Origin of the sequence: Curtobacterium sp. NPDC087080, assembly GCF_044745105.1 — a bacterium.
Classification (GTDB): domain Bacteria; phylum Actinomycetota; class Actinomycetes; order Actinomycetales; family Microbacteriaceae; genus Curtobacterium.
Genome location: NZ_JBIUZP010000001.1, coordinates 892,089 through 908,118 on the forward strand (window position 1 = coordinate 892,089; position 16,030 = coordinate 908,118).

10 protein-coding genes are annotated in these 16,030 nt (G+C 71.8%); 1 reads left to right on the top strand and 9 read right to left on the bottom strand.

Features of this window, described 5'->3' with window-relative positions:
* Window positions 1–87: 87 nt before the first annotated feature.
* Genes ACIPEQ_RS04200 through ACIPEQ_RS04225 form a run of 6 tightly spaced genes read right to left on the bottom strand, consistent with a single transcriptional unit; the run spans window position 88 to window position 7,780 of the window.
* Window positions 88–2,256 (bottom strand): glycoside hydrolase family 36 protein, encoded by a 2,169-nt coding sequence (locus ACIPEQ_RS04200; RefSeq protein ID WP_402714180.1) that lies wholly within the window; start codon window positions 2,254–2,256, stop codon window positions 88–90.
* Window positions 2,253–3,146, bottom strand: coding sequence for an ABC transporter ATP-binding protein (locus ACIPEQ_RS04205; protein WP_250368545.1), 894 nt, complete (start codon window positions 3,144–3,146; stop codon window positions 2,253–2,255). The genes ACIPEQ_RS04200 and ACIPEQ_RS04205 overlap by 4 nt, the downstream gene beginning before the upstream one ends.
* Entirely contained in the window at window positions 3,143–4,000 is an 858-nt protein-coding gene (locus ACIPEQ_RS04210) for an ABC transporter ATP-binding protein (RefSeq protein WP_250368546.1), read from the bottom strand. Before ACIPEQ_RS04210 ends, ACIPEQ_RS04205 begins: the two co-directional genes overlap by 4 nt.
* The gene (locus ACIPEQ_RS04215) at window positions 3,997–5,061 is read right to left on the bottom strand and encodes an ABC transporter permease (protein WP_402714181.1); all 1,065 of its coding nucleotides are present in this window, start codon (window positions 5,059–5,061) and stop codon (window positions 3,997–3,999) included. Before ACIPEQ_RS04215 ends, ACIPEQ_RS04210 begins: the two co-directional genes overlap by 4 nt.
* A gap of 12 nt (window positions 5,062–5,073) precedes the next feature.
* Window positions 5,074–6,063, bottom strand: a complete 990-nt coding sequence (locus ACIPEQ_RS04220; protein ID WP_209824948.1) for an ABC transporter permease — start codon at window positions 6,061–6,063, stop codon at window positions 5,074–5,076.
* A 28-nt stretch (window positions 6,064–6,091) separates the two neighbouring features.
* Window positions 6,092–7,780 carry an ABC transporter substrate-binding protein gene (locus ACIPEQ_RS04225; RefSeq protein WP_402714182.1) on the bottom strand — a complete coding sequence of 563 codons (1,689 nt, stop codon included), beginning with the start codon at window positions 7,778–7,780 and terminating at the stop codon, window positions 6,092–6,094.
* Between the two features lie 106 nt (window positions 7,781–7,886).
* Between ACIPEQ_RS04225 and ACIPEQ_RS04230 the strand changes: the two genes are divergently transcribed.
* Window positions 7,887–10,397: a glycosyl hydrolase 2 galactose-binding domain-containing protein gene (locus ACIPEQ_RS04230; RefSeq protein ID WP_402714183.1), complete on the top strand. Its 2,511-nt coding sequence runs from the start codon at window positions 7,887–7,889 to the stop codon at window positions 10,395–10,397.
* Between the two features lie 68 nt (window positions 10,398–10,465).
* Here the strand turns inward: ACIPEQ_RS04230 and ACIPEQ_RS04235 are convergent, their stop codons facing one another.
* The 3 genes from ACIPEQ_RS04235 to ACIPEQ_RS04245 all read right to left on the bottom strand — a co-directional run bounded on the left by ACIPEQ_RS04235 (window position 10,466) and on the right by ACIPEQ_RS04245 (window position 15,878).
* Window positions 10,466–12,619, bottom strand: a complete 2,154-nt coding sequence (locus tag ACIPEQ_RS04235; protein ID WP_402714184.1) for an alpha-galactosidase — start codon at window positions 12,617–12,619, stop codon at window positions 10,466–10,468.
* Window positions 12,616–14,631: a beta-galactosidase gene (locus ACIPEQ_RS04240; RefSeq protein ID WP_402714185.1), complete on the bottom strand. Its 2,016-nt coding sequence runs from the start codon at window positions 14,629–14,631 to the stop codon at window positions 12,616–12,618. The genes ACIPEQ_RS04235 and ACIPEQ_RS04240 overlap by 4 nt, the downstream gene beginning before the upstream one ends.
* Window positions 14,632–14,714: 83 nt before the next feature.
* Window positions 14,715–15,878 carry an ROK family protein gene (locus ACIPEQ_RS04245; protein WP_402714186.1) on the bottom strand — a complete coding sequence of 388 codons (1,164 nt, stop codon included), beginning with the start codon at window positions 15,876–15,878 and terminating at the stop codon, window positions 14,715–14,717.
* Between the last annotated feature and the right edge of the window lie 152 nt (window positions 15,879–16,030).

A 16,030-nucleotide genomic window follows, 5' to 3' on the forward strand; every position in this document is an offset into this window, starting at 1 on the left:
CACGCACCGAACAGGAGGCGCAGCACCTGCCCGCACCGCGCCTCCCGTCCGCCGACGCGCACCGTCTGCCATCCGGCGCACGTCCCCTCAACGTCCCGTGTCCGCCCCCTCGGTCCGGACACGGAACACCCGAGCCGTCGGGGTCGCACCGCCGTTGTCGACGTGCAGCACCCCCGCGGCCTCGTCCCACGACACCGCCCACGGCGCCGCCGTCGTCGGGAACAGCGGCTCGACGACGACAGGACCCGCTGCCGGACCCGGGTCGAGCGGCACCGCCACCGTCCGCGGAGCCCCTGGCAGCGACCACACCGACAGGTACAGGTCACCCGACGCCGCGCGGAGGCCGAGCGCGACCCACGGGTCCTCCCACCCGGGCAGCCCGAGCGGCCACACCGGCAGCGCGGTGTCGACGACCTCCAGCACCTGACGGTGCGCGGCGACCGCGTCCGCGACGACCGCCCGCTGCTCCGCCGACATCCGGGGCAGGTGCCCCGACAGGTACATCCGCCCGAGCACCCCGTTCACGAGCGACAGCGTGAACAACTCGTCGGACATCTCCGGTGCCGGGTACGCCCAGTTCCCCGCCTGCTCGGGCAGCATCGCAGCGGGGGCCGCGGCGGCGATCGAGGCGGACAGCACGGGGTCCTGCTGGTCCGAGGTGGACTGCAGGTGCAACCGGGACAGCATCGCCTGGTCGGCGCGCATCGCCCCGGACGCGCAGTTCTCGATGAGCAGTCGCGGGTGCCGGGCCTGCACCGCGTCGAGCCACTCGAGCAACGCACGACCGCCGTCCACCGAGCCGGCCCACGGACCGGTCATGGTGTTGTCGTCCATCTTGAAGAAGGTCACGCCGAAGGTCCCGACGAGCCGGTCGACCACGGCGTCCAGGTGCGCTCGTGCGTCCGGCGAGCGCAGGTCGAGCACGTGCCGTCCGTGCTCGGCGACCCGGACGCCGTGGTGCTGCACGAACGCGGAGTCGGGCAGCGAGGACGCGAGCGGCGAGTGGATGCCGATGACCTCGGGCTCGAGCCAGAGCCCCGCCTGCATGCCACGACTCCGGATGTGGTCGATGACCTCGCCGAGCCCGCCCGGGAACCGGGAGGCCGCGGGCTCCCATGCCCCGACGGTGTCCCACCAGTGCCCTTCGGCGTACCAGCCGGCGTCGATGCAGAACAGGTCCGCCCCGGCGTCGGCGGCGGCGTCGACGAGCGGCAGGAGCTTCTCGGTCGTCGGATCGCCCATGAGGGTGTTCATGTAGTCGTTGAACACGAGCGGCATCGCGGCGTCGGCGGCCCGCGTCCTCCGGGACGCCCGTCGCTGCGCGGTCAGCACGCCGAACGCCTGGTCGATCGAGCCCGCGATCCCCACCGACACCGGCACCGAGACGAACGGCGACGTCGGCGTGACCACCGTGGTCCACTGGTGCTCCTGGTCCGTCGGACCGCTGAGCACCAGGTACGCGGAGGTCCTGGTCTCGCCGAGCTCGTACAGCCACGGCCCGTTGTGCTCGACCTCCCAGACCAGCGCGTACCCGGGCCCGGTGAGCACCCCGATGGGCAGTGCCTCTCCCGTGGACCACGACCCGCGGTTCTGCACGACGGCGCGGCTGCGGGGCGGGTGGTGCTGCGCCTCGCGGTCGATCCGCGCGAGGCCGATCTCCCGCAGCGGGTCGGTGCGCCACCGGCTCTCGGCTGCCCAGTCGTTCGCCGCGTGCGTCAGCGACAGGTCGTCGACGTCGACGCCCGGATCGGTCAGCCAGGCGCCGCTGGCGAACGAGGACACGGAGTCGACGACGTGCTCGCCACGCTCGGCCCGCACCTCGGTCCAGGTCCGGAACGCCGGCACGCCGTCGTGCGCCCGGAAGACCGAGACGGTCTGGAGGCCCGTGGCTGCGTCCTCCTGCACGATGCGGATCTCGGGTCCGGTCACCACCACGGCCGCGCTCGCGTCCGCCCCCTCGGGCGCGTCCGCCGTGTCCGCCGCGACCGTCGCGCCCGTCGCGCCCGTCGCGTCCGTCGCTCCGTACGACGTGCACCGCAGCCGCGCGCCGATCGTGGAGTCGACGTGCCGGAAGCCGCCGGGGAAGCGCCCGTGCCCGATGGTCGTCAGCTCGACGAGCGGCTGCGGCTGGGCAGCCCCGTCCGACAGCGTCCCGCCGGCCGACACGAACGACACGAGCGCCACGGGGTGCTCCGGCTCGATCCGGAACCGGACGGCGAACCCGGACGTGACCCAGTCGACGAACGGCGCCGTCACCGGGCACCGACGGGCGCCGCCGGGGCGTCCACCCAGGCCCCGATCCCGTGGTCGTAGCAGGTGGTGTTGTCGATCGCCGACCGGTCGACCGCGGGCCCGGCCGTCACCCGTCGGTCCACCCGCTCGGGGTCCGGCGCCGCGTCGGCGAGCAATCGCGTGTAGTCGTGGTGCGGATCGAGGATGACGGCGTCCGACGGTCCCCGCTCGACCACCCGGCCCCGGTACAGCACGAGGATCTCGTCCGAGAAGTGCCGCGCGGTCGCGAGGTCGTGCGTGATGTAGAGCACGGCGAGGTGGTCCTCGCGCTGCAGCCGGCCCATCAGGTTGAGCACGCTGAGCCGGATCGAGACGTCGAGCATCGACACGGGTTCGTCGGCGACGAGCACCTGCGCGCCCGGTGCCAGGGCGCGGGCGATCGCGACGCGCTGCCGCTGTCCACCGGAGAGCTCGTGGGGGCGACGCTCGGCGAAGTCCTCGTCGAGGTTGACCCGGTCGAGCAGCTCACGGACGCGCTGGCGGGTCTCCTCGGCCCCGCGGGTCCGGTGGTGCAGCTGCAGCGGCCGCGCGATGTGGTGCTCGATCGAGTGGAACGGGTTGAGCGACGCGAACGGGTCCTGGAACACCATCTGCACGTGCCGGCGGTACATGCTCCCGACGACGGGCGTGCCGTCCTCGAGCCGGACGTCGATCGCCCCGCTCGTGACGGTCTCGAGCTTCGCGAGCATCCGCGCGATCGTGGACTTGCCGGAGCCGGACTCCCCCACGAGCGCGACGGTCCGACCGGGCAGCAGCTCGAAGGACACGTCGTCGACGGCCCGGAGGGTGTTCCGGCGCAGGCCCTTGCGGACGTGGAAGTCCTTGGTCAGGTGGGTGACGGTGACGCTGGTCACGATGCGACCTCCTCGAAGCCGGTACCCGTGCGGATGAAGTCGCCGCGAGCGCCGGACAGGCTCGGGAACGAGCGCAGCAGGCGCTGCGTGTAGGGGTGCTGCGGCTCGTGCTGGATGCGTGCAGCGGTGTCGCACTCGACGACCTCGCCGCGGAGCATGATCGCGATCCGGTCGCTGATCTCGAGCAGCAGGGGCAGGTCGTGCGTGATGAACACGACCGCGAAGCCGAGCTCGTCCCGCAGCCGGACGATCTCGCGCAGGATCTCGCGCTGGACGACGACGTCGAGCGCGGTGGTCGGCTCGTCCATGATCATCACCTGCGGTTCGAGCAGCATCGCCATCGCGATCATGACGCGCTGCCGCATGCCGCCGGACAGCTCGTGCGGGTACGCGGTGATCCGCGCGGGGTCGACGCCGACGCGGCGCAGGGCGTCCTCGGCGATCGCCCGTCGCTCCTTCCTCGGCATCCCCCTGCGGTGCTCGACGAGGGCGTCGTCGAGCTGCGCCCGGATCGTGGTGACCGGGTTGAGCGCGTTCATCGCCCCCTGGAACACCATCGACAGCTTCGACCAGCGGACCGCGCGGAGCCGCTCGTCGCTCAGCCCGAGCAGGTCCACGTCGCTGCCGTCCCGGTCGTGGAACGTGATGCTGCCGGAGGTGACCTTCGCCGGCGGCTTGTGCAGGCGGGTGATGGCGTAGGCGAGGGTCGTCTTGCCGCAGCCGGACTCCCCCGCGAGCCCGAGGATCTCCCCCGGTGCCAGCGTGAGCGAGACGTCCTTGACGGCGTGCACCGGGCGTTCGGTCTCGTAGACGACGTCGAGGTGGTCGATGGTGAGGACGGCGTCCCGGGTCATCGGGTGACCCCCTTCCGGTCGGTGGCGGCCTGCGCGGAGCGAGCCGCGCCTCCCGGGCCCGACGAGCGGCGAGCTGCGCGCCGCGCCTGCCGCTCGCGTCGTCGCTGGGCCCGCACGTTGGCGAGTCGCGGGTTGATGACCTCGTCGATGGAGAAGTTCACCAGCGACAGGCCCATGCCGAGCAGCGCGATGAGCAGGCCCGGGGGCACGAACCACCACCAGGCGCCCTGCGCGAGCGCGAACCCGTTCTGCGCGTAGAAGAGCATCGTGCCGAGCGTCGACGAGTTCGACGCGCCGAGCCCGAGGAAGGACAGGCCGGCTTCCCCGAGGATCGCCGCGATCACGGCGAACACGAACTGCGACGCGAGCACCGGCAGCAGGTTCGGCAGGATCTCGACCGCGATGACCCGCCACGGTCGTTCGCCGGCGACCCGGGCGGCGGACACGTAGTCGCGGCTGCGGATCGACATCGTCTGCGCGCGGAGCACCCGGGCGGACCCGGCCCACGAGGTGATGGCGAGGACGATCGCGATGGTCCAGAGCCCGCGTGCCTCCTGCGGGACGAGGCCCGAGATGACGATGACCAGCGGGAGGCCCGGGATCACGAGGAAGACGTTCGAGAACAGCGAGAACGCCTCGTCCATGATCCCGCCGAGGTACGCGCCGAGGATGCCGAAGAACGCGGACAGCACGGTCGCGAGGACCCCGACGATGAGTCCGATCTGCAGGCTGCCACGGGTGGCGTACGCCAGTTGCGCGAGGACGTCCTGGCCCGTCTGCGTGGTCCCGAGCAGGTTGTCCCCGCTCGGCGGCTGCATGCCGGAGTCGCGGATGGCGTTCGGGTCGCCGACCAGGAACGGACCGAGCAGCCCGAACGCGGTGACGCCGAGGATGAGCACGATGCCGGTGACGAGCCACGGGGTCATGGTGGGGAGGAAGCGACGGAACCCGCCGCGGGGCTTCGCCGAGCGTACGGTCGCGATGCTGCGTGTGGACTGGCCGTCGGCCTCCTCGGCGAGCGCGCCGACCGTGGGCTCGGTGTCCTCTTGGATGTTGGTCACGATCGTTTCCTCCTAGCTCCGGGCCCGGGTGCGCGGGTCGATGAGCCCGTACAGCAGGTCGACGACGAGGTTCGCGCCGAGCACGGCGAGGGTGATGAACAGGAAGATGCCCTGCATGAGCGCGTAGTCGTTGTTCGTCACCGCGGACAGGAGCTTCGAGCCGATGCCCGGGTACGAGAACACCTGCTCGGTGACGACCGAGCCGGAGACGATGAACCCGAGCGAGATCGCGAACCCGGCCACGGACGGCAGGACGGCGTTGCGGGCGGCGTAGTTGCGGAGCACCTTGCCGGGCGGCAGGCCCTTCGCGAGCGCCGTGGTGATGTAGTCCTCGGACAGCGTCGACACCATCATGTTCCGCATCCCGAGCAGCCACCCGCCGAGCGACGCGAGCACGATCGTCGCCGCGGGCAGGACGCCGTACTCGAGTGCCGACATGAGGAACGGACCGTTGAACCCCGGGTCCAGGACGACGTCGTAGCCGCCCTGGGCCGGGAACAGGTGGAGGCCGGTGGCGAACAGGTACACCAGGATGAGCGCGAGCCAGAAGTACGGCACGGCGGCCAGCAACGTGGTGGCCGGCACGAACGAGTCGAGCCAGGTGCCGGGCTTCCAGCCGACGAAGGCACCGAGCGCGACGCCGATCACCGCGGCCAGGATCGTGGCGATCCCGACCAGGGCGATGGTCCACGGCAGCGAGCTCCCGATGACCTCGGTGACGGGTGCCGGGAAGTAGCTCACCGACACCCCGAGGTCACCGCGGAACACGTTGCCGAGGTACTGCCCGTACTGCACGATGAGCGGCTGCGAGGAGTCGCCACCGAGGAGCAGCTGGTACGCCTCCCTGGTCTCCGGGGTGATCTGCCCGCCGCGCTGCTGCAGCTTGGCGAGCAGGATGTCCACGGGGTTCCCGGGCAGGAGCCGGGGGATGATGAAGTTCAGCGTCAGCGCCGCCCACAGGGCGACGACGTAGAAGCCGATCTTGCGCAGGAAGTACTGCATACGAGTGCTCCTCGGTCGCGGTCCGCCGTCAACCCTTGACGGGCTTCAGGGCCTTGAACACCTCGGCGTTGTCCGGGCTGGCCCAGATCGCCGGGAAGGCGTACAGGTCGTCCTGGGTCGGCCACCCGGTGAACTTGGCGGTGTGCACCTCGCTCGTCGTACCGCCGGTGAGGATCGGGATGTACGGCATGTCCTCGACGAGGTGCTGCTGGATCGTGTCGAGCTCGGGCTGGGTCGCGGCGGTGTCCTCGGGGTTGATCGCCTTGAGCTTCGCGAGCGCGGCGTCGACGTCGGGGTTGCTGTAGCGGGACAGGTTCGTCGCGGCGCCCTCGCCGACCTTCGCGGTGTTCGACGTCGCGAGGTTGTTGTTGTACAGGTAGTACGGGTTCGCGGTCGGGCCCTGGCCGAGCGAGTCGATCGCGAGCTGGAACTGGCCCTTGGTCTTCTTGTCGGTCCACTCGTTCCACGACGACTGCTGCGCCTTGAGCTCGATGCCGGCGGCCTTGAGCTGCTGGGTCATCGTGTCGATGGCGGTGATGTAGTCGGTCCAGCCGGTGACGACCTCGACGGTCAGCGAGAGCTTCTGCCCGTCCTTGGCATAGATGCCGTCGGAACCCTTCTTCCACCCGGCGCCCTCGAGCGTCGAGGCGGCCGCGTCGGTGTCGGGCGAGTCCGGCATCACCGCCGGCTCGATCTCCTTCGAGATCATGTCCTTCTGCGTGGTGGTGAGGGCGAAGGTCGGCGAGATGTCGCTCGCGGTGTTCGCGAACGCCAGCGAGTTGAGCTGCTTTCGGTTGATGGCGTCGGCGACGGCGTGCCGGACGGCCGGGTCGGTCTGCGGTCCGGAGCAGCCGAGGTCCGTGTTCGCGCAGGTGATCAGCGCCATCTGGTTCTGCCCGATCGTGATGCCGTCGTAGCCCGGGTAGTTGCCCTTGATGTCGTCCATGTTCGGGACGGGGCCGGTCTGCCAGTCGATCGAGCCCTGCTTGAGCGCGTCGGCACCGGCGGTGTTGCCGGAGAGCGACAGGTAGCGGACCGTCTTGACGGCCGGGGCACCGCCCCAGTAGTCCTCGTTCGCCGTGAGGGTGAACGCCTGCGCCTTGAAGTTGCCGAGCGTGTACGGGCCGGTCCCGACCGGCTCGCGCATGACGTCGGTGGCGGGGTCGATGCCCTTCCACAGGTGCTCGGGCACGATCCAGGTCTTGCCGAGCAGGTTCGGGCCGAGCACGAACGACGGCTCGTCGAACGAGACGACGACCTTCGAGTCGCCCTCGGCCGTCGCGGTCCCGGTGTAGCCGATCGAGTTGAGCGACTTGTCCTGCTTGAGCATGTCGAGGGTGAACACGACGTCCTTCGCCGTGAAGGGCTTGCCGTCGCTCCACTTCACCCCGTCACGGAGCTCGATGGTCAGCTGCGTGCCGTCGGCGTTCCACTCGTAGCTCTTCCCGAGGAGCGGCTTCGGGTCCTCCGTGTTCACGTTGGTGATGAAGAAGAGGCCTTCGTAGATGGTGCCGATGCCGCCGATGTTCGACGGCGACCACGGGTTGAAGTTGATCTGGTAGTCGCCGGACTGTCCGGTGTAGGCGACGAGCGTGGACGCGGAGTCGGACGACGCTGCGTTGCCGCTCGAGCTGCAGCCGGTCAGGGCGAGTCCGGCAGTGGTGACGATGGCCGCGGCTGCGATGGCGAGCCGCCGTGAACGGTTGAGTACTGACATCGTTGTCCTCTCGGTCTGCTCCGTCGCAGTCCAGTTCGTTGACGGCGATTGTTACACGGCTAAACTAACCCGGTCAAGCACCTGCACGACGATCTGAGGAGGCGCGATGGAGCGCACGACACTGGACGGCCCCTGGACCCTCGAGGCGGTGACCGGTCCGGCGGAGTCCGAGCCGTTCCGGTCCCCCACCGAGGCGGTGGTGCCGGGATGCGTGCACACCGACCTGCTCCGCGCGGGACGGATCCCGGACCCGTTCGACGGCGACGGCGAGGCGGCGACGCAGTGGATCGGCGACACGGTGTGGCGCTACCGCCGGACCTTCGCCTGGGACGGGTCCCGCCCGGAGGAGCGGCACGACCTGGTGGCCGAGGGACTCGACACCCTCGCGACGATCGAGCTGAACGGCCTCGTGGTCGGCACGACCGCGAACCAGCACCGCTCCTACCGGTTCCCGGTCGGCCACCTCCTCCGACCCGGCGACAACGAGCTCGTGGTCACCTTCGACGCGCCCGTCCCAGCTGCCGTCCGACTGTCCGAGCAGCACGGCGGCGAGCTCCCCCACGTCAACCACCACCCGTACAACGCGCTCCGCAAGAATGCGTCGAACTTCGGCTGGGACTGGGGCGTCGACGTGGCGACGAGCGGCATCTGGCGCTCGATCGGCATCGAGTCGTGGAGCGGCGTGCGGATCGCCGCGGTCCGTCCCCTCGTCGACGTCGACGGCACCACCGGCGTGCTCACCGCGCACGTCGACGTCGAGCACGCCGGCACCAGCGGCGGCTTCCGCCAGCACATCGGGTCCGCGCCCGAGGTCGCGGGCTCCACGAGCACCGGCCTGGAGGCGCGGGTCACCGTCTCCGGACACGGCGCGTCCGTCTCGGGGTCGCGTCCCGTCACCGGCGGTCGCGCAGCAGGGTCCGCCACGGTCCGTCTCGAGCTCCCCGACGTCGCGGTCTGGTGGCCGCGGGGCCACGGCGAGCAGCCGCTGTACGACGTCCGCGTCGAGGTCGGCGACGACGTCTGGGCCGGGCGCGTCGGCTTCCGGACGGTCACGCTCGACACCGCTGCCGACGCCGGCGGCGCGCCGTTCCTGCTCCTGGTCAACGACGAGCCGGTGCTCGTGCGCGGGGCGAACTGGATCCCGGACCACGCGTACCTGACCGAGATGACGCCGGAGCGGTACGCCGAGCGGATCGACGACGCGATCGAGGCGAACGTCAACCTGCTCCGGATCTGGGGCGGCGGGATCTACGAGTCCGACGACCTGTACGACCGCTGCGACGAGCTCGGTGTGCTCGTGTGGCAGGACTTCCTCTTCGCCTGCGCCGCCTACGCCGAGGAGCCCTGGCTCGCCGACGAGGTCGAGCCCGAGGTCCGCGAGGCCGTGACCCGCCTCAGCCCGCACCCGTCGCTCGTGGTCTGGAACGGCAACAACGAGAACCTCGTCGCCTACGCCGAGTGGGGCTGGCGCCCGTCGCTCGTCGGCCGGACCTGGGGCAACGGCTACTACCGGTCCCTGCTGCCCGCGGTCGTCGCCGAACTCGACCCGACCCGGCCGTACACACCCGGCTCCCCGTTCTCGTTCGACGAGTACCTGCACCCCAACGACGACCGCAACGGCACCGTCCACATCTGGGACGTGTGGAACACGAAGGACTACACCGCCTACGCCGACTGGCACCCCCGGTTCGTCGCGGAGTTCGGGTACCAGGGTCCGCCCGCCTGGTCGACGCTCACCGCCGTGGTGCACGACGAGCCCCTCGACCCGGACGGCCACGAGATGCTCGTCCACCAGAAGGCGCACGAGGGCAACCGGAAGCTCGCCGACGGCATGCGCGGACACCTGCCCGAGCCCCGGAGCGCCGAGGACTGGCACTGGGCGGCGCAGCTCAACCAGGCGCACGCGATCCGGTTCGGCATGGACTGGTTCCGCTCCCGCACGCCGGACAACACCGGCATGGTGGTCTGGCAGCTGAACGACGACTGGCCCGTGGTCTCGTGGGCGCTCGTCGACCACGCCGGGCACCGGAAGCCGGTCTGGTACGCGGTCCGGCAGGCCTACCGTCCGGTCCTCGCCACGGTGCAGCCGGCGGAGGACGGCAGCGGCTCGGAGGTCGTCGTCGTGAACGCCGGCGCCGGGCCGGTCACGGACGACCTCGTCGTCGAGCGGCGGTCGTTCGACGGCGGGGTGCTCGCGTCGACGAGCGCGTCCGTGACGGTCGCCCCGGCGGACGCGATGCGGGTGCCGGTCCCGGCCGAGGTCGCCCGGTCGGAGGACCCCGCCGGCGAGGTGCTCGTCGTCACCGGCACCTCGTCCGGCCGGCGGGTGCACGACCTCGCCGAGGTGGTGGACCAGCGACTGGCACGCCGGCCGTTCACGACCGGTGTGGAGCCGACCGACGACGGCGCCCGGGTCACCGTGACGGCGTCCGGCTACGTCCGCGACCTGTCGCTCTTCCCGGACCGGCTCGTGTCGACCGCCCGGGTCGACGACGGCCTGGTGTCCCTGCTGCCGGGTGAGGACGTCGTGTTCACCGTCTCACGTGCCCCGGGCATCGACGTCGACGCACTCGTCGGGCCGCTCGTCCTCCGGCACGCCGGCGACCTGCTGCCCTGATCCGCCGACGTCCTGACGTACGACGACGAAGGGGGCCCTGCACACGCAGGGTCCCCTTCGTCGTCCCGTCAGACCGCCTGCGCCTCGAGCACCAGCGCGGTGCCGGGCGCGAGCGACGGCAGTCGTACCCCGAGGTCCTCGAGCACCGCTCCGGACAGCTCGACGCTCCCCCGTTCGAGCCACGGCGTCCGGGTGACGTCCACGCCCTTCGGCACGCGCAGCCCGGTCACCGGTGCCACCCGGTAGCGCCGCTGGCGGTCGAGCCCGCGGAAGTGCAGCGGGACCGCGAGCGCCCGCGGCCCGGTCTCGCTCCGCACGACCCGCGCGAGGGCACGGTCCCGGTCGGTGCCGACGACGATCGTCGTCGCGAGACCGGCGTCACCGAGGTCGACGTGGTGCACCCGCCCGGAGTGCAGCAGCCCGCGCTCCCGCTTGTACAACGCCGTCCACTCCCGGAGCCGGTCACGCTCGGCGGGCGTGCAGCGCGTGACGTCGGTCTCGATGCCGGCGCTGCCGAACAGCGACACGGCCATCCGGAGGTCCAGGTCGAGGTGCCGTCCCGTGGTGTGGGAGACCTCGGGCCCGACGTGCGAACCGATCAGCTCCGGCGGCAGCAGCAGCTCCGTCCAGCGTTGGATCGCCAGCCGTTCCATCGCGTCGTTCGAGTCCGAGGCCCACACCCGGTCGGTCCGCTCGAGCACCCCGAGGTCGACCCGGGCGCCGCCGGAGGCACACGCCTCGATCTCGAGCCACGGGTGCCGTCGGCGGAGCTCGTCCATCACCGCGTACACGCCGCGGGTGTGCGCGCCGAGGCCGACCCGTCCCGCGTGCACGGTCTGCACGACGTCGCGGTTCTGGTCCCACTTCACGAAGTCGACGTGGTGCTCCTCGATCACCGCGGACATCCGGTCGAGCACGTGTTCCCTGACCTCGACGCGGGCGAAGTCGAGCGTGTACTCGTGCCGCCAGGTCCGCGCACGGTCGGGGTCCTGCAGGAACCAGTCCGGGTGCGCCTCGGCGAGGGCGGACACCGGGCTGACGCACTCCGGCTCGAACCAGAGCCCGAAGTCCATGCCGAGCGCGCGCACCCCGTCGACCAGCGAGCCGAGCCCGTCCGGCCACACCTCGGCGTCGACCGTCCAGTCGCCGAGTGAGGTCGTGTCGGATCGACGGCCCGTGAACCAGCCGTCGTCGAGCACGAACCGCTCGACCCCGACGTCCGCCGCGGCCCGCGCGAGGTCGAGCAGCGGCTCGAGCTCCTGCCGGAAGTACACCGCCTCCCACGTGTTCAGGACGACCGGTCGCGGGGTGACCGGGTGGCCGGGCCGCGCGCGGAGCGAGTCGTGCAGCCGCGCGGACAGCCCGTCGAGGCCGGCCTCGCTCCACACGAAGACGGTCTCTGGTGCCGCGAACACCTCCCCCGGTCGGAGGACCACCTCGCCGGCCCGCAGCAGTTCGCCGGCGCCGAGCAGGGTCCGCGCCTCCGCCAACCGGTCGATGCGGTGCACCGTGTCCGCGCTCCACGCCGGGTGCACGGCCCACAGTTCGCCGAGCGCGTCGTCGAAGCCGGCCGTGCCGAGCACCGTCAGGGTCGGAGCGTCGTGTCCGGTGCGCCCGCGACGACTCTCGCGCACGTGCACCCCGTCGGTCAGGGCCCGTCGCTGCGGGGTCCGTTCACGCGTCCACCTGCCGGCGAGGTCGAGCACCTCGGCTGCGCGGTCGCCCACCGGCAGCACGGCCTCGAGCGCGGTGAGCTCGACGTCCTCGACGCCGGTGTTGGTGAGCGTCTGCCGGATCCGGAGGACACCAGCTGCGTCGAGCGAGAGGACCAGCCGCAGCGTCAGTTCCTCGGACACCGCGTCGACGAGGAACTCGTCCTCGGTCCCGGTGGCGGCGACCTCGTGCCAGACCGGCACGAGCGGTCGCCCGCCGACCTGCCCGGCGATCCCCGGCCGTCCCTCCCACCCGTCGTGCTCGGTGGGCAGCAGCGTCAGCGGCCACGCGGCGTCGTACGCGCTCGGCGAGACGGCGCGGTCCTGCGCGAGCACGAGGTCGTGCGCGTCCGATGCCGACACCGGCCCGGTGTCCCGACCCCAGTGCAGCACCTCGGGCAACCCGTCCGGACGCGTCGCGACCACCAGTCCCACGCCGCCGCCACGCAGCACGTGCAGGATCCGCTCCGGCACCCCGGTCGCCGCGATGTCACGGTCCACGACGGTCATGCCGTCGCCGCCTCGAGGAGCACCCGGACGCCTCCGGCGGGCACGACGGTCTCCGGGCCCTGCCCGGAACCGTCGAGCAGGTCCGTACCGGAGGCGACGACCGTGACGTCGTCGTCGCGGTGGTTGATCAGGAACAGCACCCCGGAACCGTCGTCGCGGACGCGACGCACCGCCTCCAGGCCGGGAGGCGCGGTGACCGTCCGCGGGACCGCCCGCTCCTCGACGACCCGGTCGACGATCCGCTGCACCCCGTCCTGGTCGAGCATCGCCGAGACGTACCAGGCGCCGCCGCCGACGGCGCGACGAGTGACCGCCGGACGGCCGGCGAGCGGCCCGTCGACGTGGCGCAGCACCACGTCGGCGTCCTCGACCACGAGGTCCTCCGTCCAGTCGGTGACGACCGTGCCGTCGTCGAGCCGCGCCCGCTCGTCGCGCTGGAGCGGGACGAACTCCTCCGCCCAGACACCGAGCACCTCGCGGAAGGCGCCCGGGTACCCGCCGGCCAGCACCCGAGCGGTCTCGTCCACGATGCCCGACGCGTAGGTGACGAGCAGGGTCGCGCCGCGGTCGACCACGGCGCGGATGCGCGCCGCCGACGCCGCGTCGACGACGAAGAGCGTCGGCAGGACGACCACGTCGTAGCCGGCGAGGTCGGCGTCGAGCGGCACCACGTCCGTGGTGACCTGCCGGCGCCAGAACGCGGTGTGCCACGCCCGGACCTCGCGCCCGTACCGCAGTCCGCGGTGTGGCTTCAGTCCGGTCTGCAGCGCCCAGCCGGAGGCCTCGTCCACGACGATCGCGACCCGGGCGGGTTCGACGGGTGCGCCCTGCACCGGAGCGAGCGCCTCGAGCGCACGGCCGAGGGTGCACACCTCACGCCAGACCCGGGTGCGGGTACCGGCGTGCGGGACCATCGCGGAGTGGAACTGCTCGGCACCGGCCGTCGACGCACGCCACTGGAAGAACAGCGCGCCGTCCGACCCGCGGGCGACGTGCGCGAGCGAGTTCCGGACCAGCTCACCGGGCTCCTTCGCACGGTTGCGCTGCTGCCAGCTCGGCCCGCCGGTCGAGTGCTCCATGAGCAGCCACGGGGTCCGACCGCGGGCGATGCCGCGCATCCGGTCGGCGGAGGCCGCGAGGTCCTCGGCCCGGTCCGGGTCGTCCACCAGCGTGTAGTGGTCGTTCGCCGGGATCGCGACGTGCCGTGCCCACCCGGCGTAGTCGACGACGTGCGAGCCCGCGCCGACCATGAAGTTCGTCGTGACCGGGACGTCCGAGTGCTGCTCGATGACCTCCCGCTCGGCGACGTAGTGCGCGAACAGGGCGTCCGACGAGTACCGCTCGAAGTCGAGTGCGAGGCCCGGGTTCGGCGCCCCTCCGACCCCGCGTGGCGGCGAGACCTCGTCGAACGACGTGTAGGTGTGCCCCCAGAAGGCCGTGCCCCAGGCCGCGTTCGCCGCGTCGACGTCGGGGTACCGCTCGCCGAGCCACCGTCGGAAGTCCGCCGCTGACACCTCGCAGAAGCAACGGGCGTTGCCGCCGCCGAGCTCGTTGCTGACGTGCCACAGCCGCACGGCCGGGTGCCGGCCGTACCGCTCGGCGATCGCGCCGACGATGCGCAGGGCGTGTTCGCGGAACACCGGCGATGCCGGGCACCAGCCGAGACGTCCGCCCGGTCGCTCGCGCCGTTCGGTGGCGTCCACCGGGAGCACCTCGGGGTGCGCGGTCAGCAGCCAGTTCGGCGGTGCCGCCGTCGGGGTCGCGAGGTCGACCGCGATCCCGTTGGCGTGCAGCAGGTCGAGCACCTCGTCGAGCCACGACCAGGTGTACTGCCCCGGTGACCGCTCGAGCAGCGCCCAGGAGAACACCCCGACCGTGACCAGGTTCACCCCGGCCTCGCGCATCAGCCGGACGTCCTCGTCCCACACCTCGCGTGGCCACTGCTCGGGACTGTAGTCACCTCCGAAGGAGAGCCCTTCGGTGGGCCAGGGCACGGAACGGGCAGCGGTCACGACATCTCCTTCGACGGTGGACCAGACCAGCATCCCGTTCGCCGCCGACGTTTGTCAACTCGTGTAACTAAGAGGCGTGGCGCTCAGTACCGGAGCGACCGGCGGATCGCCAGCACCGCGGCCGCCCGGGCCCACTCCGAGAACTCGAACGGCTGCACCACGACCGTCACGTCAGCGTCGTACGGTCGCATCCCCTGCCGGAACGCCTCGTCCACCTCGGCACGCGCGATGTCGTACACCGGCAACCCGTCGCCCGTGAGGACGATCGACTCCGGGTCCACGAGGGTCACGACCGAGGAGAGGAGCGAACCGAGGGCCCGCCCGGCATCACGGAAGGCCTGGAGCGCTCGTGGCTCCCCCGTCCGTGCCCGCTCGACGACCTCGTCGTAGGAGGCACCGACGGCACCGGCGTTCTCGACGATCACGGAGCTCGGCAGGTAGCTCGACACGCACCCGTGGTGCCCGACGCCGCAGTCCGGGCCGTCGCCGTACACCGGCAGGTGCCCGACGCGACCGAACCGCCCGTGGGACCCCTCGGACACCTCGCCGTTCGTCACCAGTCCGAACCCGACGCCCGTCCCGACGGTCACGAGTGCCATGGACCGCACACCGGCCCCGGCGCCGATCCAGTGTTCCTTCGCCGTGAGGGCATCGACGTCGTTCGACGTGTGCGTCGCCAGCCCCGTCGCCACCTCCAGGAGACCGGACAGCGGCACGTCGCGCCACCCGAGGAACTGCGACACCTCCACCACGGTGACCCCGTCGCGCGTGACGACGTCCCCGGGCACGGACACACCGAGCGCGCAGATCGCCGGGGACGCCCGTCGGAGCGCGCGGACGACCTCGGCGACCTGCGCCACGAGTTCCCGGGGCTCGGTGTCCCGCAGGGTCTCCTCGTGCAGCGCCAGCACGCGACCACCGAGGTCCGTGACCGCGGCGTAGACCCGGTCGCGCGTCAGCTTCACCCCGACGAACTCCCACGCGCCCGCACTCGCCCGGAGCAGCTCGGAGGGCCGGCCGGTGGCGCCACGGACACCGGTGCCCACCTCCGTGACGAACCCGTGCTCCTGCAGGGTCCGCACAGCACGCGTCAGGCTGGCCCGCGACAACCCGAGCGCCCGGGCGATCTCGGCTCGCGAGAGCACGCCGTGCACGAGGATCTCGCGCAGTGCCGCTCGGGTGGCATCGGTCAACACCGGCCACGCCGCTCCCGGCTCCGGGAGCGTGACCTCGAGGTGATCGGTCATCGCTCTCCTTCGTCGTCGGCCGATCCTACTGCCGCAGAGGACTGTCGTCGGCCCGGTAACGCAGGAAACCCCTGACCGGTCACGGTCAGGGGTTTCCTGGTGTTGCTGAAGTTGAGTCCGGCGGCGTCCTACTCTCCCACAAGGTCCCCCTT

Bases quoted from the DNA above. Each gene is read 5' to 3' on its own strand.
- ACIPEQ_RS04210 (WP_250368546.1), bottom strand. From the start codon at position 4,000: ATGACCCGGGACGCCGTCCTCACCATCGACCACCTCGACGTCGTCTAC.
- ACIPEQ_RS04220 (WP_209824948.1), bottom strand. From the start codon at position 6,063: ATGCAGTACTTCCTGCGCAAGATCGGCTTCTACGTCGTCGCCCTGTGG.
- ACIPEQ_RS04225 (WP_402714182.1), bottom strand. From the start codon at position 7,780: ATGTCAGTACTCAACCGTTCACGGCGGCTCGCCATCGCAGCCGCGGCC.
- ACIPEQ_RS04230 (WP_402714183.1), top strand. From the start codon at position 7,887: ATGGAGCGCACGACACTGGACGGCCCCTGGACCCTCGAGGCGGTGACC.
- ACIPEQ_RS04235 (WP_402714184.1), bottom strand. From the start codon at position 12,619: ATGACCGTCGTGGACCGTGACATCGCGGCGACCGGGGTGCCGGAGCGG.
- ACIPEQ_RS04245 (WP_402714186.1), bottom strand. From the start codon at position 15,878: ATGACCGATCACCTCGAGGTCACGCTCCCGGAGCCGGGAGCGGCGTGG.